Annotated in this window: 14 protein-coding genes and 1 pseudogene; 14 read left to right on the top strand and 1 reads right to left on the bottom strand. The window is 69.0% G+C overall.

Features of this window, described 5'->3' with window-relative positions; all coding sequences use genetic code 11:
- Positions 1-144 precede the first annotated feature (144 nt).
- A pseudogene (locus tag ABIB38_RS14665) lies at positions 145-1104 on the top strand (PLP-dependent transferase); the annotation flags it as partial.
- Position 1105: 1 nt separating this feature from the next.
- Positions 1106-1930, top strand: coding sequence for an alpha/beta fold hydrolase (locus ABIB38_RS14660; RefSeq protein WP_429204914.1), 825 nt, complete (start codon positions 1106-1108; stop codon positions 1928-1930).
- A 55-nt stretch (positions 1931-1985) separates the two neighbouring features.
- On the opposite strand, the gene ABIB38_RS14655 is transcribed toward ABIB38_RS14660, so the two are convergent.
- Positions 1986-3383: a YihY family inner membrane protein gene (locus tag ABIB38_RS14655; RefSeq protein ID WP_429204913.1), complete on the bottom strand. Its 1398-nt coding sequence runs from the start codon at positions 3381-3383 to the stop codon at positions 1986-1988.
- A 71-nt stretch (positions 3384-3454) separates the two neighbouring features.
- Here ABIB38_RS14655 and wrbA point away from each other — a divergent pair, with 71 nt between their 5' ends.
- The 12 genes from wrbA to ABIB38_RS14595 all read left to right on the top strand — a co-directional run bounded on the left by wrbA (position 3455) and on the right by ABIB38_RS14595 (position 19079).
- Positions 3455-4066 carry an NAD(P)H:quinone oxidoreductase gene (wrbA, locus tag ABIB38_RS14650; RefSeq protein WP_429204912.1) on the top strand — a complete coding sequence of 204 codons (612 nt, stop codon included), beginning with the start codon at positions 3455-3457 and terminating at the stop codon, positions 4064-4066.
- Positions 4066-4467 carry a DUF2069 domain-containing protein gene (locus tag ABIB38_RS14645; RefSeq protein ID WP_429204911.1) on the top strand — a complete coding sequence of 134 codons (402 nt, stop codon included), beginning with the start codon at positions 4066-4068 and terminating at the stop codon, positions 4465-4467. Before wrbA ends, ABIB38_RS14645 begins: the two co-directional genes overlap by 1 nt.
- Positions 4460-5881, top strand: coding sequence for an FAD-binding oxidoreductase (locus ABIB38_RS14640; RefSeq protein WP_429204910.1), 1422 nt, complete (start codon positions 4460-4462; stop codon positions 5879-5881). The genes ABIB38_RS14645 and ABIB38_RS14640 overlap by 8 nt, the downstream gene beginning before the upstream one ends.
- Before the next feature lie 13 nt (positions 5882-5894).
- Positions 5895-6323 carry a DUF4124 domain-containing protein gene (locus ABIB38_RS14635; protein ID WP_429204909.1) on the top strand — a complete coding sequence of 143 codons (429 nt, stop codon included), beginning with the start codon at positions 5895-5897 and terminating at the stop codon, positions 6321-6323.
- A complete protein-coding gene (locus tag ABIB38_RS14630) occupies positions 6311-8860 on the top strand; it encodes an FtsX-like permease family protein (RefSeq protein WP_429204907.1) in 2550 nt (849 codons plus the stop codon). Before ABIB38_RS14635 ends, ABIB38_RS14630 begins: the two co-directional genes overlap by 13 nt.
- Positions 8860-9948 (top strand): lipocalin-like domain-containing protein, encoded by a 1089-nt coding sequence (locus ABIB38_RS14625; RefSeq protein WP_429204906.1) that lies wholly within the window; start codon positions 8860-8862, stop codon positions 9946-9948. Before ABIB38_RS14630 ends, ABIB38_RS14625 begins: the two co-directional genes overlap by 1 nt.
- 55 nt (positions 9949-10003) lie before the next feature.
- Positions 10004-11881 carry an ABC transporter transmembrane domain-containing protein gene (locus ABIB38_RS14620; RefSeq protein WP_429204904.1) on the top strand — a complete coding sequence of 626 codons (1878 nt, stop codon included), beginning with the start codon at positions 10004-10006 and terminating at the stop codon, positions 11879-11881.
- Between the two features lie 157 nt (positions 11882-12038).
- A complete protein-coding gene (locus ABIB38_RS14615) occupies positions 12039-14060 on the top strand; it encodes a methyl-accepting chemotaxis protein (RefSeq protein WP_429204902.1) in 2022 nt (673 codons plus the stop codon).
- Between the two features lie 85 nt (positions 14061-14145).
- Positions 14146-15261 (top strand): threonine aldolase family protein, encoded by a 1116-nt coding sequence (locus ABIB38_RS14610; protein ID WP_429204900.1) that lies wholly within the window; start codon positions 14146-14148, stop codon positions 15259-15261.
- 29 nt (positions 15262-15290) lie between these two features.
- Positions 15291-16085, top strand: coding sequence for a thymidylate synthase (locus ABIB38_RS14605; RefSeq protein ID WP_429204899.1), 795 nt, complete (start codon positions 15291-15293; stop codon positions 16083-16085).
- Positions 16082-16582, top strand: a complete 501-nt coding sequence (locus tag ABIB38_RS14600; RefSeq protein WP_429204898.1) for a dihydrofolate reductase — start codon at positions 16082-16084, stop codon at positions 16580-16582. The genes ABIB38_RS14605 and ABIB38_RS14600 overlap by 4 nt, the downstream gene beginning before the upstream one ends.
- A 238-nt stretch (positions 16583-16820) precedes the next feature.
- Positions 16821-19079, top strand: coding sequence for an Orn/Lys/Arg decarboxylase N-terminal domain-containing protein (locus ABIB38_RS14595; protein WP_429204896.1), 2259 nt, complete (start codon positions 16821-16823; stop codon positions 19077-19079).
- The last annotated feature ends 107 nt before the right edge of the window (positions 19080-19186 follow it).

The raw sequence follows: 19186 nt of genomic DNA, 5'->3' as shown, positions 1-19186 counted from the left end.
GGGGGGGGGGGGGGGGGGGGGGGGGGGGGGGGGGGGGGGGGGGGGGGGGGGGGGGGGGGGGGGGGGGGGGGGGGGGGGGGGGCGGGGGGGGGGGCCCGGCCCGCGCCCCCCCCCCCCCCCCCCCCCCGCCCCCCCCCCCCCCGCGACCTGCTGGCCCATACCCTGCGCAGGTTCGGCGTCGAGACCACCTTCGTCGATCCGCGCGATCTCGCTGCCTGGCGCGCCGCGATCAGGCCTTCGACCCGGCTGCTGTTCGGCGCAGCGCTGGGCGGCCCCGGCATCGACGTGCTCGACATCCCGGCGATCGCCGAACTCGGTCACACGCACGACCTGCCGCTGATGATCGACGCGACCTTCGCCACACCCTACCTGCAGCGCCCCTTCGACCTTGGCGCCGACCTGCTGTTCCACTCGGCCACCGAATTCCTGTGCGGCCACGGCACCGCCATCGGCGGCCTGCTGGTCGATGGCGGCACCTTCGACTGGCAGGCGGCGCATGAACGCAGCAGCCGCTTCGCCACCCTGTGCGAGCCGGTTGAACGCCTGCATGGCATGGTGTTCAGCGAAGCGTCGACCGTCGGCGCCTTCGCGCTGCGCGCGCGGCGCGAAGGCCTGCGCGACTTCGGCGCCGCAATGAGCCCGCACAACGCCTTCGCGATCCTGCAGGGCATCGAGACGCTCGGCCTGCGCATGGAGCGCCACGTCGCCAACGCGCGCCGTGTGGCCGCCTTCCTGGCCGCGCAGCCGATGGTGGCGTCGGTCTCCTACCCGGAACTGGAATCGCACCCCGACCATGCGCTGGCGCGGCGCCTGCTGCCGAAAGGCTGCGGCGCCGTCCTCGCCTTCGAACTGAAGGGCGACCGCGCGGCGGGCCGCCGCTTCGCCGACGGCCTGCAGGTGTTCTCGCACCTGGCGCACGTGGGCGACGCCAGGTCGCTCGTCCTTCATCCGGCCTCGACCACCCATGCCCGCGTGCCGGCCGCGCAGCTGGCGGCGGGCGGCGTCACCGAAGGCCTGCTGCGCCTGTCGGTTGGGCTGGAAGACCCGGACGACCTGATCGACGACCTCAAGCGCGGCCTGAAGCTGGCCGCCAAGGGGGCCTGAGATGCTGCTCGACGTCCACGGCCTGCAGGCCTACTGCCACACCGGCGGCAAGGCATTCGACCCCAGCCTGCCGGCCGTCGTGCTGATCCACGGCGCGCAGAACGATCACTCCGTCTGGGCCTGGCAGAGCCGCGCCCTGGCCCATCGCGGCTACGCGGTGCTGGCGCCGGACCTGCCGGGACACGGCCGCAGCAGCGGCCCACCCTTGCCCACGGTCGAGACCATGACCGCCTGGGTGCTCGCCCTGCTCGACGCGGCCGGCGCCGGCCGCGCGCTGCTGGCCGGGCACAGCATGGGCGCGCTCATCGCGCTGGAGGCGGCCCACCGCGCGCCGCAGCGCGTGGGCGGCCTGGCGCTGCTGGGCGCCGCCTTTCCGATGCGGGTGTCGGACGCGCTGCTCGAAGCCGCGCGCACCGGGCAGGACGCGGCGATCGACATGGTCGCCGCCTGGTCGCATGCGGCCTGGCTGCCCGGCCCTTCCCGCGCCGGTCCGGGCGTTTCGGTGCACAACACCGCGCGGCGCCTGATGCAGCGCATGGCGGCGCGCGGCGCGCCGCAGCTGTTGCATACGGATTTCGCCGCCTGCAACGCCTACGCCAATGGCGAGGCGGCGGCCTCGGTGGCCTGCCCGACGCTGTTCGTGCAGGGCAGGAAAGACGTGATGACGCCGCCGCGCGCGGCGCAGTCGCTGACCGGCGCGGTCAAGCACGCCCGGGTCGTCGGGGTGGACGCCGGCCACGCGATGATGAGCGAAGCGCCGGACGCGGTCCTCGACGCCCTGCTGCGCTTGGCCGCAGATGCTCACCCGGTTCAGGCGACAGGCTGACGCTGCTGTTGCCACGGCAGGCGCAGGCCACGGCCGCGCATGCCGGCCGGCAGGCTCAGTGGCCGGCGCGCGCCTCGATGTCCGCCACCACGGCCACTTCGGGGTCGCCGAAGTGCGCCGCCAGCGTCCGTTCCAGCCCCGCCTCGACCGCGTCCTCGACCCGGCGCGCCAGGTCGCCGACGTCGAGCGCCAGCGCCGTGTCCGGTTCGCCGTCTTCGCGCTGCGCGCTTTCCGCCGCCGCCCAATCGAACACGAACAACCGGTAGACGTCGGCCAGGCGCAGGCTGGCCGGATCGGCCAGCAGCACCCAGTTCTCCTGGTTGCCGCGACGGTTGAAACGCCAGCCGGCCCGCGTCCGGGCGTCGTCCTGCACCCGGCCGACCCAGCCCGCGCCCACCATGCGGTCCAGCAGGCGACCCAGTTCGTCGTAGCCGATCCGGGTGTGATCGCGGATCGTGCTGCTGGCCACCAGCGCATTGCCGCTCAGCTTCGCGCTGCCGTACAACACCTTGAGCACCGACATCGCGTCGACGAAAGCGCCGCCCGGCGCCGGCTGATACCACCAGCGCTCGTGCTTGACCACCGGCAGCGCCGCCGTCAATACCGCGCCGACCAGCGTGATCATCCAGGTCACGTAGATCCACACCAGGAACAAGGGCAGCGCCGCCAGCGCGCCGTAGATGATGGCGTAGGTCGGGAACTGGCGGATGAACAGGCCGAAGCCGCGCTTGGCGATCTCGAAGGCGAGCGCCGCGGCCAGCGCGCCCCAGAAGGCGTCGCGCCACGCCACTTTGCAGTTCGGCACCATGACGTACAGCAGGGTATAGCCGGCGGTGGTCACCGCCACCGAGGCCACGGTGAAGAACAGGGTGCCGAGTACGGAGGCGTCCTGCTCCAGGCCGCCGGTCACGTCCACCAGTTGCGACGTAAAGCTGATCGACAGGCCGAACAACGCCGGCCCCAGCGTCAGCAATGCCCAGTAGACCAGCAGGCGCTGGGCCAGCGGACGCGGCAGGCGCACGCTCCAGATCTGGTTGAACACGCGCTCGATCAGGCTCATCGTGGCAGCCGTGGTGAACAGCAGCGCCACCCCGCCGAGCGCCGACAGGCCCTTGGCCTGGTCGGCGAAATGGGTCAGGTTGCCGCTGATGGTGCTGGCGATCGCCTTGGGCATCAGGTTCTGCACGAACCAGGCGTCGATCATCCCGCGCACCTGGCCGAAGGCCGGGAACATCGTAAAAATGGCCAGCACGATGGTGAGCAGAGGCACCAGGGCCAGCGTCGTGGTGAACGTCAGGCTGCCCGCCACTTGCGGCAGGCGCTCTTCGCGCAGGCGACGCGCGGCGAAGCGCACCAGGTCGCGCGCTTCAGGCCAGGTCAGGCCGCGCCCGGCGCCGCTCCCCGCGAACTCGGCGCCGGCATGCGGCGCCCGGTCAACCGTCTTGTTCAGCATGGTGTTGGATTCACCGTATTCGTCATCGTCGCCAGCATGTCATTTCAACAAAGCGCACTATAATACCAAGGATGAACATGACCCCACTGAGCATCCTCGTCCTCTATTATTCGCGCCATGGCGCCACGCGCAGGCTGGCCGAGCTGATCGCCCAGGGCGTCGACAGCGTGCCGGGGGCCGAGGCCCGGCTGCGCACCGTGCCGCCGGTGTCGTCGGTGGCCGAAGCGACCGCACCCGGGATTCCCGACCAGGGCTCGCCCTACGTCGACCATGACGACCTGCGCGAATGCGCCGGCCTGGCGCTGGGCTCGCCTACGCGCTTCGGCAATATGGCGGCGAGCATGAAATACTTCCTCGATGGCACCGCCACCGAATGGGTCAATGGTACGCTGTCCGGCAAGCCGGCGGCGGTCTTCGCGTCCACCGGCAGCCTGCACGGCGGCCAGGAGGCGACCCTGCTGTCGATGATGATCCCCTTGCTGCACCACGGGATGATGGTGCTGGGCCTGCCGTATACCCATCCCGAATTGATGAACACCGCCAGCGGCGGCAGCCCCTACGGCGCGACCCATTGGGCCGGCGTCGATGGCAAGCGCCCCGTCACCGAAGAAGAGCGTACGCTGGCGATTGCGCTCGGTCGCCGCCTGGCAGAGGCGGCCCTGAAACTGCAGGGAAGCCGCTGATGGGAACAGGGAAAAAAGTCTTTCACGTAGGGGCGATCGCCAGCCTGATCTGGCTGATCGGCTGGCTGGTCGCCTGGGAAGTCTTCGTGGCGCCGCTGCAGCCAGGCAGCTGGCTGCTGGCGCTGAAGGCCTTGCCCCTGTTGTTGCCGCTGCGCGGCGTCATCAAGCGCGACCTGTACACGCTGCAATGGTCGTCGATGCTGGTCCTGATCTATTTTGCCGAAGGCGTCGTGCGCGCCTGGGCCGACCAGAGTGCGACCTCGCGCCACATGGCCATCGGCGAGATCGTGCTGGTCGTGGTGTACTACTTCTGCGCCCTGCTCTACCTGCGTCCCTACAAGAAAGAGGCGCAGCGCCTGGCCAAGGAATTGCTGGACAAGGTCAAAGTACCGCATGGCTGAACCGCGAGTCGATGCGCTGCTGGCGCGCTGCCGCGCGATCGTCGGCGACGCTTACGTCGTGACCGACGCCGTGGCGATGGCGCCCTTCATGGCGGACTGGCGCGGCCGCTACAGCGGAAGCGGCCGGGCGGTGGTCCTGCCCTCTGACACCGCGCAAGTGGCCGCCATCGTCGCCGCCTGCGCCGCGGCGCGCGTGCCCCTGGTCCCGCAAGGCGGCCGCACCGGCCTCGTCATGGGGAGCGTTCCGGACACCTCGGGCCACGCCATCGTCCTGTCGCTGCGGCGCCTGAACCGCATCCGCGCCATCGATCCCCTGAACCGCACCATGACAGCCGAGGCCGGCTGCATCCTGGCCGACGTGCAGGCGGCGGCCAGCGCCGCCGGGATGCTGTTTCCGCTGTCGTTGGCGGCCGAAGGCAGCTGCACGATCGGCGGCAACCTGTCGACCAATGCCGGCGGCACCGCCGTCCTGCGCTACGGCAACGCCCGCGCGCTGTGCCTGGGCCTGGAAGTCGTCAACGCCCAGGGCGAGGTCTGGGATGGCTTGCGCGGCCTGCGCAAGGACAACACCGGCTACGCGCTGCGCGATCTCTTCATCGGCGCCGAGGGCACGCTGGGCGTGATCACGGCGGCGGTGCTGACGCTGTATCCGGCGCCGCGCGCCGCGCTCACGGCCCTGGTCGCCCTCGACTCGCCGCGCCAGGCCGTAGAGCTGCTCGGCCTGCTGCAGGCGCGCTGCGGGGCGTCGCTCACCGGCTTCGAGCTGATGTCCGCCTTTTGCCTGGGCCTGGTGGCGGCGCAATTTCCCGCGCTGCCGCGGCCGTTCGCGCAGCAGCATCCACAATATGCCCTGGTCGAACTATCGAGCAATGAATCCGACGCCCACGCCCAGGCGCTACTGGAGTCGAGCATCGGCGAGGCGCTCGAGTCCGGCGCGGCGCGCGACGCCGTGGTCGCGACCTCGCACCAGCAGGCAATGGATCTGTGGCGGCTGCGCGAACACATCCCGCCGGCGCAGGCGGCGGCCGGCAAGAACATCAAGCACGACATCTCGCTGGCGGTGTCGCGCATCCCCGACTTCATCGCGCGCGCCGACGCCGCGCTGCAACAGGCCTTTCCCGGCTGCCGGCCGGTCACCTTCGGCCACCTGGGCGACGGCAACCTGCACTACAACGTGGCCGCGCCAGCCGGGGAGGCGATTGACGCCTTCCTGGCGCACCAGGAAGCCGTCAACCGCATCGTGCACGACCTGGTTGCGCAGGTCGGCGGCTCGATCTCGGCCGAGCACGGCATCGGCATGCTCAAGCGCGAAGAACTGGTGCGCTACAAGTCGCCGGTCGAACTCGGCATGATGCGTGCCATCAAAGCCGCGCTCGACCCGCTCGGCATCATGAATCCCGGGAAGATTCTATGACCGGGAGCCGCGCATGTTACGCTTGCTTATCGTCGCCACGGCCTGCATCCTGTGCCCGGCGCACGCCGCCGGCGCCATCTACAAGTGTCTTGAGGGCGGCCGCGTGACCTACGCCGACCGCCCCTGCCCGCGCGCCGGCGCCGAGTTGCCGGTGCGCGCCGCGCAGCCGCCCGATCCCGAGACGCTGGCGCGCCTGGATCGTGCGCGCGACATGGCCCTCGAGATAGACAAGCAGCGCGCCGAGCGGGCGCTACTCGACGAGCGCGACGCCGAACGCGCCCGGCGCGCGGCGCTGGCCCTGCGCAAGCGCTGCGACAAGCTGCGCCTGCAGCGCCGGTGGCTGGAGGAAGACCTGGCGCGAACCGACGCGGCCGCCCGCGAGGCGGCGCGGATCAAGGCGCGGCGCCAGGCCGAGACGCTGGCGGTGGAATGCCCGGCCTGAACCGGCTGTCCCGCTGGCTGTTGCTCGGCGAGTGGCGCGCGCATCCGGTGCGGGCGCTGGTCGCCATCGCGGCGATCGCCGTTGGCGTGGCGATGGGCTTCGCCATCCACCTGATCAACGCCGCCGCCTTCAACGAATTCTCGGCCGCGGTCAAGAGCTTGTCGGGCCAGGCCGACATCCAGGTGCAAGGCCGCGAGCCGCTGTTCGACGAATCCGTCTATCCCTTCCTGGCCGAACATCCCGAGGTGGCGCTGGCCTCGCCCATCCTCGAGGTCCAGGCCGGCGTGCCGGGAGCCGAAGGGCCACTGCGCGTCATCGGCATCGATCCTTTCCGCGCCGGCGCGATCTCTCCCGACCTGCTCGGGGTGACGGGCGCCGGGCGCCGGCTCGACATCCTGGCCGACGACGCGCTGTTCCTGTCGCCGGCGGCCGAGGCCTGGCTGAACAAGCAGCGCGGCGACGCCCTGCTACTGCGCACCGGCACCGGGGTAGTGACCCTGCGCGTAGCCGGGCCGGTCCAGCGCGCGCGCGCCGGCCAGCGCCTGGCGGTGATGGACATCGGCGCCGCCCAGTGGCGGCTCAACCGGCTGGGCCAGCTGTCGCGGGTCGACCTCAAGTTGCGCGACGGCGTCGACCGCGCCGCCTTCCAGCGCGGCCTCGCCGCAGAACTCGAGCGCCGCTGGCCAGGCCGCTTCACGGTCGGCCAGCCGAACGACGCCGAACAGGAAAGCCGCACCGCCAACATGAGCCGCGCCTACCGCGTCAACCTCACCGTGCTGGCGCTGGTGGCACTGTTTACCGGCGCCTTCCTCGTGTTTTCGACCCAGGCGCTGTCGGTGATGCGGCGGCGCAGCCAGTTCGCGCTGCTGCGGGTGCTGGGCCTCGAACGCGGCCAGTTGCTGCGCCAGGTGCTGCTCGAAGGCGGCAGCCTGGGCGTGCTCGGCGCGCTGCTCGGCATCGGCGCCGGCTATGCGCTGGCCGCCGCCGCGCTGCATTTCTTCGGCGGCGACCTGGGCGCCGGCTACTTCCCCGGCATCCGCCCGCAGGTTGCGTTCACGCCCGGCGCCGCCTTTGTATTCTTCGGGCTGGGCCTGGGCGTGGCCCTGCTCGGCTGCCTGGCGCCGGCCTGGGAGGCGGCGCGCGCACGCCCGGCGGTGGCCATCAAGTCCGGCGCCGACGAGGCGCCGCTCACGCGCCTGGCGCGGGTCTGGCCCTCGCTCGCGTGCCTGGGGCTGGCCGCGCTGTTCGCCTTCGCGCCGCCGGTGTTCGAGCTGCCGCTGTTCGGCTACCTGGCGATCGCCCTGCTGCTGGTCGGCGGCATCGGCCTGATGCCGCGCTTCGCGGCGCTCACCTTCCGCGCGCTCGACGCCGCGCTCGCGCGGCGCAAGCGCAGCCCGGCGGTGCTGGCGCTGTCGCTCGCGCGCCTGGCCAACGCCCCGGGCCAGGCCTCGATTGCCCTGGGCGGCATCCTGGCCAGCTTCAGCCTGATGGTGGCGATGGGGATCATGGTGTCGAGCTTCCGGGTGTCGGTCGACGAGTGGATGGGCCACATCCTGCCGGCCGACCTGTACGTGCGCACGGTCGATGCCGGCGGCACCGGCTTCCTGAGCGGCGAGCAGCAGCAGGCCCTGGCGAACCTGCCCGGGGTCGAGAAAGTCCAGTTCCTGCGCACCCGGCGCGTGTCACTCTCGCCCGAACGGCCGCCGGTCGTCGTCATCGCCCGCGACATCGACGCCAGCGATCCCGCGCGCCTGCTGTACCTGGTCGGCGCCACCGCGGCGATCCCGGCAGGCGCCCGTCCGGCCTGGGTGTCGGAAGCGATGCTCGACCTGTACGGCGCCCGCGTCGGCCAGCGCCTGGCCCTGCCCCTGGGCGGCGCACAGGCCGAGTTCTTCGTCGCCGGCGTCTGGCGCGACTACGCCAACCAGGCCGGCTCGGTGGTGATCCAGCTGCACGACTACCGGCGCCTGACGGGCGAGCGCGACGTCACCGACGCCGCCCTGTGGGCCGCGCGCGGCGTGGACCCGGCGACGCTGGAGGGCAGCTTGCGCGCGCTGCCGTTCGGAGCATCCCTGAACCCGATGCGGCCCGGCGAGATCCGCGCCACGAGCCTCAGGATCTTCGACCGCAGCTTTGCCGTCACTTACCTGCTCGAAGCGATCGCGATCGCGATCGGCCTGTCGGGCATCGCGGCCAGTTTTTCGGCCCAGACTTTGGCAAGGGCGCGAGAATTCGGTATGCTGCGCCACGTCGGCGTCACCCGGCGCCAGATATTGCAGCTGCTCGCCTTCGAGGGTGGACTGCTGACAAGCCTCGGCGTCGTCGCCGGTTTCGCGCTCGGGCTGGTAATCAGCCTGATCCTGGTGTACGTGATCAACCCGCAGTCCTTTCACTGGACCATGGGTTTGCACCTGCCCTGGCCCCTGCTCGGCAGCGTGGCCGCGGTGCTGGTCGCGGCGTCATGTGCCACCGCGCTGGTCTCGGGACGCCAGGCATTGTCCGGCGGTCCGGTGCGCGCGGTCAGAGAGGATTGGTAATGCATCTTGTATCGAGTTTGTTGTTGCTGTTGTCGCTGTTGTCGCTGTCGGCCCATGCGCAGGGGCCGACCCAGTTGCCCGCTTATGCGCCGGTCACGCCCGGCGCCGGTCTGACGTTCCCGCGCGACTACGGGGCCCATCCGGAATTTCGCACCGAATGGTGGTACGTCACCGGCTGGGTCGAGACGCCCGACAAGCGTCCGCTTGGCTTTCAGGTCACGTTCTTTCGCACCCGCACCGGCGTTGATAACGCCAACCCGAGCCACTTCGCGCCGCGCCAGCTGGTGATCGGCCACGCGGCGCTGTCCGATCCCCAGGTCGGCCGCCTGGTGCACGACGAGCGCAGCGCGCGCGAGGGTTTCAGCATGGCCTGGGCCCGGCCCGGCAACACCGACCTGAAACTGGACGACTGGCGCATGGTCCGCGACGCAAGCGGCGTCTACCGCGTCACCATCCGCTCCAACCAGCTCACGCTCGAACTGCGCCTGCGCCCGACCCAGCCGGTGCTGGTGCAGGGCCAGGGCGGCTATTCGCGCAAGGGACCCAGCGCCCAACACGCGAGCTATTACTACAGCGAACCGCACCTGGAGGTGTCCGGCACGGTCGGGCGCGCGGGCATGGCAGCGACGCAAGTGACCGGCAGCGCATGGCTCGATCACGAATGGTCGAGCGAGGCGCTGCAGCCCGACGCCGTGGGCTGGGATTGGGTCGGCGCCAACCTCGACGACGGCGGGGCCCTGATGGCTTTCCAGATCCGTGACCGTCAAGGTGGTAAACTATGGGCGCACGCCACCCGGCGCGACAAGGCCGGCAAGGTGGTGCACTACGCGCCCGAGCAGATCACCTTCACGCCGCAAACGCACTGGAAGTCGCCGCGCACCGGCGCCACGTATCCGATCGCGACCACGATCACCACGGGCGGCCAGAGCTGGCAGGTGGTGCCGCTGCAGCAAGACCAGGAACTCGACTCGCGCCGCTCGACCGGCGCCGTGTACTGGGAGGGCGCGGTCACGATCCAGCAGAACGGCCGCCGGGTGGGCCGCGGCTACCTCGAGATGACCGGCTATGTGCAGCCCATGAAGCTTTGACCAGACATCGGCAACAAGAACAACCGACACAAAATGACCGACACGCCAGAACACGATGACCGTCCGTAACACCGGCAAGACCGACCCAGAGCCATCCAGCAAGAGCAGCCTGGCCACCCTCAGGGGCCTCGGCCCCTTCCTGCGTCCCTACCGCCGCCAGTTCCTGCTGGCCGGCGTCGCGCTGCTGTTCGCCGCCGGCGCCACCCTGGCGATCCCCGCGGCCTTCAAGCAAATGATCGACATGGGCTTCGGCGCGGCCGGCGCCGCATCTGGCACCAGCGCGGCCACCAGCGCGGCCGGCGCCGCGATCGAAGGCGGCAGCCTGGAACACATCAACGCCACCTTCCTGGCCCTGTTCGGCGTGGCCGCGGTGCTCGCGGTGGCCACCGCGGCGCGCTTCTACATGGTCTCCTGGCTGGGCGAGCGCGTCACCGCCGACATCAGGAGCAGCGTCTACGGCCACGTGGTGCGCCAGAGCCCCGAATTCTTCGAGACCACCCGCACCGGCGAAGTGCTGTCGCGCCTGACCACCGACACCACGCTGATCCAGACCGTGGTCGGCACCAGCATCTCGCTGGCGCTGCGCAACACCCTGCTGTTCTTTGGCGGCCTGGTGATGCTGTTCGTGACCAGCCCGCGCCTTTCCTCCATCATCCTGGGCCTCCTGGTGCTGGTGGTGCTGCCGATCGTGCTGTTCGGACGCCGCGTGCGCAAGCTCTCGCGCGATTCGCAGGACCGCATCGCCGACGCCTCGGCGGTGGCCGGCGAGATCCTGAACGCGATGCCGACCGTGCAGGCGTTTACCCGCGAAGCCCACGAATCGGGCCGCTTCTCGAGGGAAGTCGAAGGCGCCTTCGCCACCGCGATGCGGCGCATCCGCGCGCGCGCCACGCTGACCATGCTGGCCATTGTGCTGGTGTTCGGCGCCATCGTGTTCGTGCTCTGGCTCGGCGCCCACGCCGTGCTCGAAGGAACCATGACCGGCGGCGACCTGGGCCAGTTCATCCTGTACGCCGGCATCGTGGCCGGCTCGGTCGGCGCCCTGTCGGAAGTGATGGGCGACGCCCAGCGCGCCGCCGGCGCCACCGAACGCCTGCTCGAGCTGCTCGGCGCGCGCTCCGAGATCCAGGATCCGCTGCAGCCCAGGGCGCTGCCTGCACGTACCGAAGGCACGGACGGCGGCGCGCGCGTGACGCTCGACGACGTGACCTTCGCCTATCCGTCGCGCCTGGACGAAGCCGCCCTGTCGCACCTGACGCTCGACATCCGCCCCGGCGAGACGGTGGCCGTGGTCGGCCCTTCCGGCGCCGGCAAGACCACCCTGTTCCAGCTGCTGCTGCGCTTCTACGATCCGCAGGCGGGCAGCATCCGCCTCGATAGCGTCGACGTGCGCGACCTGGCGCTGCAGACGCTGCGCGGCGCGGTCGGCATCGTGCCGCAGGACACCGTGATCTTCTCGCTCGACGCCATGGAAAACATCCGCTATGGCCGCCCGGACGCCAGCGACGACGAGGTGATCGCGGCGGCGCGGATGGCCGCGGCCCACGATTTCATCGAGCGCCTGCCGCAGGGCTATGCGTCGTTCCTGGGCGAGCGCGGGGTGCGCCTGTCGGGCGGGCAGCGCCAGCGCATTGCGATCGCGCGCGCCCTGCTCAAGAACCCGCCGCTGCTGCTGCTGGACGAAGCCACCAGCGCGCTCGACGCCGAATCCGAACGCCTGGTGCAGCGCGCGCTCGAAGCCGCGATGGTCGGCCGCACCACCATCATCATCGCCCACCGCCTGGCGACGGTGCAACGGGCCGACCGCATCATCGTGCTGGACGAAGGGCGAATCGTCGAATCCGGCACCCACGCCGAGCTGATCGCGCTGCATGGCGTGTATGCCAACCTGGCCGCGCTGCAATTCCAGACCCACGCGCCGGTGGCCGCATGACACCCGCATAAGGCAATCCGTAGCAATACGTAGCAAGCCGACAAGCTGTTGTTACAGGGACACCCAAAGTCATTCCATAACTCACTAATTGTTGCGGTGCGAAAACTTAGCGGGGTATTATCGCGTCTAATATCTCTCTACTTTTTCCGCACATTCAATGAGCAACCGCAAATTTAGAACTGCCACCTGGAATGTTGGGACGCGCATCAGCGTCGTCACCTTTTTGCTTGCCGGCGCCATCATTGCCGCCCTGATCGCGACCATCACCGTCCTGACCTCCGGCATGCTCGAGCGGCGCGCCGTCGACAGCGTGAGGAACGAACTGCACGGGGTCGCCAGCACCGTCGACCTGTTCAACCGGACCGTCAGCAGCCAGGCGGTCAGCTTCGGTCGCATCTTCCACGCCGGCCTGCCGGGCGACTTCGCGCTGGACGAAGCGACCACCGTCGACATCGGCGGACGCCAGGTGCCGACCCTGAGCGTGGCCGGCAAACCGCTCAATCTCGACTTCAGCGCACCGGACGCGTTCACAGAACGCACCGGCGGCAACGCCACCATCTTCGCCGTCACCGGCGAGGACTTCGTGCGCGTGACGACGTCGGTCAAGAAGGAGAACGGCGAGCGCGCGGTGGGCACTGCCCTAGACAAGGCCTCGCCGGCCTATCAAGCGCTGCGCGCCGGGCGCAACTACGTGGGCCTGACCACGCTGTTCGGCAAGCAGTTCATTACCCAGTACGAGCCGGTGCGCGACGCGGCCGGCAAGGTCGTCGGCGCGCTCTACGTCGGGGTCGACATCACCCCCGACGTGGCCGCACTCAAGGAGCGCATCAGCGCCGTCAAGGTCGGCGAGACCGGCTACTTCTACGTGCTGTCGTCGGCGCCGAAGACCTATGGCGACCTGATCGTCCACCCGAGCAAGGAAGGCGAGAACATCCTCGACAGCCAGTCGGCCGACGGCCATCCCTTCATCAAGGAAATCCTCGAGAAGAAGGAAGGCACGATCAACTACGACTGGAAGAATCCGGGCGAGAACAGCGCGCGCGAAAAGTTCGCGGCCTATTCGGAGATGAAGGACTGGAACTGGGTCATCGCCGGCGGCACCTACCGCGACGAGATCACCGCCGCCGCCACCGAACTGCGCAACCGCTACATCCTGTTCGGCCTGCTGGCGCTGGCCGTGCTGGCCAGCGTGCTGTACTTCCTGGTGCGCGCCACCGTCACCCGTCCGCTGGCCGAGGTGCAGGCGGTCGCCACCCGCATCGCCGACGGCGACCTGACCGCCCAGGTCAAGGCGCGCCGCGACGACGAGATCGGCCGCCTTACCGGCGCCATCAACGAGATCGGCGCACGCCTGTCGAGCGTGGTCGGCCAGGTGCGCGACGGCGCCGAGCACATCGCCACCGCCTCGCAACAGATTTCGAGCGGCAACCTGGACCTGTGCAGCCGCACCGAGGAACAGGCGGCGAGCCTGGCCACCACCGCCTCGTCGATGGACCAGCTGACCACGACCGTGCGCCAGAACGCCGACAATGCGCGCCAGGCCGACCAGCTGGCCCGCAGCGCCTCCGAGGTCGCCCAGAAAGGCGGCAGCACGGTGTCGCAGGTGGTGGCGCGCATGGATTCGATTTCCCAGGCGTCGCGCAAGATCTCCGACATCACCAGCGTGATCGACGGCATCGCGTTCCAGACCAATATCCTGGCGCTGAACGCGGCCGTGGAAGCGGCCCGCGCCGGTGAACAGGGCCGCGGCTTCGCGGTCGTCGCCAGCGAAGTGCGCAACCTGGCCCAGCGCTCGGCGGCCGCCGCCAAGGAAATCAAGAGCTTGATCGAGGCGTCCAACAGCGAAGTCGATGCCGGCAGCCAGCTGGTCGGCCAGGCCGGCGTCACGATGCAGGAAGTGCTGGACAGCGTGCAGCGCGTGACCGACATCATGTCCGAGATCAGCAGCGCCAGCCAGGAGCAGACCCAAGGCATCGAGGAAATCAACCGCTCAGTGGTCGAGATGGACACCGTGACCCAGCAGAACGCGGCCCTGGTCGAAGAGGCCAGCGCCGCGGCCCAGGCCATGCACGAGCAGGCCGAAGCGCTGGCGCAGTCGGTGCGGCGCTTCCACCTGGCCGACGAGCGCGAGACCACCGCGCTGGCCGCGCCCGGTCGCCGCGCGCTGATCGAGAACTGATGTTCTTCTGAAAATCCGCCAGCCGGTCCTTGGAACCGCGCCGGCGGCGGTGTACAGTAACGGGCTCGCCTTCCAGGAGCCCGTCGTGCCCGACACCGACCTGCAGCGCCGCTGCCACACGATCTTTCCCGGCCATCGGCCGCAACGCCCGGCCGAGCTGTTCGCCGCCATGGCGGCCTGGTGCGACAAGCACGACGTCGCGCACGACGTCTACGGCAACGGCGAACTGCTCCAGGACTTCGAACGCAAGGTGGCTGCCCTGCTGGGCTTCGAGGCGGCCGTGTTCTGCATCAGCGGCACCATGGCCCAGGTCACGGCGCTGCGCCTCGGGGCGCACGAGTTCGCCGCCAATGGGGGCAGCCGCCTGGTGGCCCTGCATCCGACCTCGCACATCCTCGTGCACGAACGTTCCAACTACCAGTTGCTGGACCATTTCCAGGCGCTGTCCGTTGGCGAGCGTCATCGTCCCTGGCTTCATGCCGACCTGGCCGCGGTGCCGGACCGCCTCGGCGCCGTCGGCCTCGAAATACCGATGCGCGAGATCGGCGGCCAGCTGACTGACTGGGACGAGCTCGAGGCGATCAAGCGCCACTGCCGCACCCGCGGCATCCACCTGCACATGGACGGCGCGCGCCTGTGGGAGGCGGCGGCCGGTTATGGCCGCGGCGTGGCCACGATCGCGGCCGGCTTCGATTCCGTGTACGTGTCGCTGTACAAGGGCATCGGCGGGCTCGGCGGGGCCATGCTGCTCGGCAGCCGCTCCTTCGTGGACTGCTGCGCCGAGTGGTTGCGGCGCCAGGGTGGCAACGTCATCCACCGCTCGCCCTATGTCGTGGCGGCGGCCATGCAGTTCGACGCGCGGCTGGCGGCGATGCCCGCGTATTTCGAGCGCACCCGCTTCCTGTACCAGGCCTTGCGCGCGCATCCCGCACTGCGCGTCAACCCCGCCGCGCCGCAGGCGAACATGCTGCATATCCACCTGCCGGTGGAGCGCGAACGCGCGCTGGCGGTGCGCGACGCGCTGGCGCGCGAACACGGCATCTGGATGTTCAACCGCGCCGTGCACGGCGCGCTGCCGGCGTCCTCTGTCATCGAGATCTACGTCGGCGACAACCTGCTGTCGATGCCCGACGCCGCGGTGCATGACGCGCTGCGGCGGTTCGCCGCGGCACTGGCGGACAGCGCTCCCGCCGAATGCTAGAATGACGGATTGTCCAGTCCCATAATGCAATGCGCCAATATCTCGAATTCATGCGCCATGTGAAAGAGCATGGCGCCATCAAGACCGACCGCACCGGTACCGGCACCCGCTCGGTGTTCGGCTACCAGATGCGCTTCGACCTGCAGCAAGGCTTCCCGCTCCTGACCACCAAGAAGGTGCACCTGAAGTCGATCATCCATGAACTGATCTGGTTCCTGCAGGGCTCGACCAATATCGGCTACCTGAAGGACAACGGCGTGACCATCTGGGACGAATGGGCCGATGCCGAGGGCAACCTCGGTCCGGTCTATGGCTATCAGTGGCGCAGCTGGCCGACGCCGTCCGGCGCGCACATCGACCAGATCACGCAGGTGCTCGACCAGATCCGCACCACGCCCGACTCGCGCCGGATGATCGTCTCGGCCTGGAACGTGGCCGACGTGCCGGCCATGAAACTCCCGCCCTGCCACGCCCTGTTCCAGTTCTACGTGGCCGACGGCAAGCTGTCCTGCCAGCTGTACCAGCGCAGCGCCGACATCTTCCTGGGCGTGCCCTTCAACATCGCCTCGTATGCGATCCTGACCCACATGATGGCCCAGCAGGCGGGCCTGGAAGTGGGCGACTTCGTCTGGACCGGCGGCGACTGCCACCTGTATTCGAACCACATGGAACAGGTCGAGCTGCAGCTGTCGCGCGAGACCCGCGCGCTGCCGCGCCTCGAGATCAAGCGCCGGCCGGACTCGCTGTTCGACTATCGCTTCGAGGACTTCGAGATCACGGGCTACGATCCGCATCCCGCGATCAAGGCGCCGGTGGCCGTATGAACAGCGCACCCCACCTGACCCTCGTGGTCGCGGTCGACGCCAACAACGGCATCGGCCTGGACAACCAGCTGCCCTGGCACCTGCCGGCCGACCTGGCGCACTTCAAGCGCGTCACCCTGGGCAAACCGATCATCATGGGCCGCAAGACCTTCGACTCGATCGGGCGCCCGCTGCCCAAGCGCCGCAACATCGTGGTCACCCGCAATGCCGGCTGGTCGCACGAAGGCGTCGACAGCGCGGCCTCGCTCGACGCCGCCATCGCGCTGCTGGACGGCGAGCCGGCCAGCATCATCGGCGGGGCCCAGGTATTCATTGAGGCGATGGAGGTCGCCGACGCCATGATCGTCACCCACATCGACCACGCCTTCCGCTGCGATACCTTCTTCCCGCCGATCGACCCGGACGTGTGGGTCGAGACCGCGCGCGAAACCCACCGCGCCGACGAGCAGGGTTTCGACTATGCCTTCGTGACCTACGAACGCAAGGGCGCCCGGTGAGCGCAGCGGCGACGCTGCTCACCAAGGGCATCCGGCGCGCCGGACGCCGGCTCGGCTAGAGTGCGCCACCCTTGCGGGACAGTGGCTAACCTAGCAAAAAAAACTTGCACCGGGAGCCGTGTTTTCTGCGAAAATCCGCTTCTCATTTTTCTACGGTGCCGTGCGCGGCGGCCAGCTCCTGTCGGAACCATCCGCCGAGGACCTGCCGCTTCCACGGCGCTTCGTTTTGGAGCTGTCCATGAAATTTCGTTTCCCTATCGTCATCATCGATGAGGACTTCCGCTCGGAGAACACCTCCGGTCTCGGCATTCGCGCCCTGGCGGCCGCAATGGAACAGGAAGGCATGGAGGTGGTCGGCGTGACCAGCTACGGCGACCTGTCCCAGTTCGCCCAGCAGCAATCGCGCGCATCGGCCTTCGTCCTGTCGATCGACGACGAGGAATTCGGCGGCGGCTCGCTCGAAGAGACCGATTTCGCGCTGACGGGCCTGCGCGCCTTCGTGAAGGAAATCCGTCACAAGAACGCCAACATCCCGATCTATATCTATGGCGAGACGCGCACCAGCCGCCACATTCCGAACGACGTCCTGAAGGAGCTGCACGGCTTCATCCACATGTTCGAGGACACCCCGGAATTCGTGGCGCGCCACATCATCCGCGAGGCCAAGGCCTACCTGGACAGCCTGGCGCCGCCGTTCTTCCGGGCGCTGGTCAACTACGCCTACGACGGCTCCTATTCGTGGCACTGCCCGGGCCACTCGGGCGGCGTGGCGTTCCTGAAGTCGCCGATCGGCCAGATGTTCCACCAGTTCTTCGGCGAGAACATGCTGCGCGCCGACGTCTGCAACGCGGTCGAGGAACTGGGCCAGCTGCTCGACCATACCGGCCCGGTGGCCAAGTCCGAGCGCAACGCCGCGCGCATCTACAGCGCCGACCACTGCTACTTCGTGACCAATGGCACCTCCACCTCGAACAAGATGGTGTGGCACTCGACCGTGGCGCCAGGCGACATCGTCGTCGTGGACCGCAACTGCCACAAGTCGATCCTGCACTCGATCATCATGTGCGGCGCGATCCCGGTGTTCCTGATGCCGACCCGGAACCACCTGGGCATCATCGGCCCGATCCCGCTCGAAGAGTTCACGCCCGAATCGATCGCCCGCAAGATCGAGGCGAATCCGTTCGCGCGCGACGCCGTCAACAAGAAACCGCGCATCCTCACCATCACCCAGTCGACCTACGACGGCGTGGTGTACAACGTCGAGACCCTGCGCGAAATGCTGGACGGGAAGATCGACACCCTCCACTTCGACGAAGCCTGGCTGCCGCACGCGACCTTCCACGACTTCTACAAGAACATGCACGCGATCGGCCAGAACCGTCCGCGCGCCAAGGAGTCGATGATCTTCTCGACCCAGTCGACGCACAAGCTGCTGGCCGGCCTGTCGCAGGCGTCGCAGGTGCTGGTGCGCGAATCCGAATCGGTCAAGCTCGATCAGGATGCCTTCAACGAGGCCTACCTGATGCACACCTCGACCTCGCCGCAGTATTCGATCATCGCTTCGTGCGACGTCGCCGCGGCCATGATGGAAGCGCCAGGCGGTACCGCCCTGGTCGAGGAATCGATCCTGGAAGCGCTGGACTTCCGCCGCGCGATGAAGAAGGTCGACGAGGACTTCGGAGACGACTGGTGGTTCCAGGTCTGGGGCCCGGATAAATTCTCGGAAGAAGGCATCGGCACCCAGGACGACTGGATGATCCGCGCCGAAGAAAACTGGCACGGTTTCGGCAACCTGGCGCCGGGCTTCAACATGCTCGACCCGATCAAGGCCACCATCGTGACCCCGGGCCTGGACCTGTCGGGCCACTTCGGCGAGACCGGCATCCCGGCCTCGATCGTCACCAAGTACCTGGCCGAGCACGGCGTCATCATCGAGAAGTGCGGCCTGTACTCGTTCTTCATCATGTTCACCATCGGCATCACCAAGGGCCGCTGGAACACGCTGGTGACGGCGCTGCAGCAGTTCAAGGACGACTACGACCGCAACCAGCCGATGTGGCGCGCGATGCCGCAGTTCGCCTCGGCCAACCCGCGCTACGAGACCCGCGGCCTGCGCGACCTGTGCACCGAGATTCACGGCTTCTACAAGTCGCGCGACGTGGCGCGCCTGACCACCGAGATGTACCTGTCGGACATGATCCCGGCCATGAAGCCGTCGGACGCCTTCGCCAACATGGCGCACCGCAAGATCGAGCGCGTGGCGATCGACGAGCTGGAAGGCCGCATCACCGCGATCCTGCTGACGCCCTACCCGCCGGGCATCCCGCTCCTGATCCCGGGCGAGCGCTTCAACAAGACCATCGTCGACTACCTGCGCTTCGCGCGCGACTTCAATGAACGCTTCCCGGGCTTCGAGACCGACGTCCACGGCCTGGTCAAGCGCGAGGTCGACGGCAAGCGCGGCTACTTCGTCGATTGCGTGATGCAGGACGCCTGACGGCGTCCGTAGCGGCGCGGGCCGCTACCCGCCGCGAAAGGCCCGGAGCGATACCGGGCCTTTTTCTTTGCGTCTCGTCGCAGCATGCACACCAGCGACGCCGACGC

The sequence above is a fragment of the Massilia sp. UYP11 genome (assembly GCF_050434805.1).
In the GTDB taxonomy this organism is placed as follows: Bacteria; Pseudomonadota; Gammaproteobacteria; order Burkholderiales; family Burkholderiaceae_D; genus Telluria.
The sequence above is the reverse complement of the archived record's forward strand: the minus strand, read 5'-3'. Positions and strand labels throughout refer to the sequence as shown.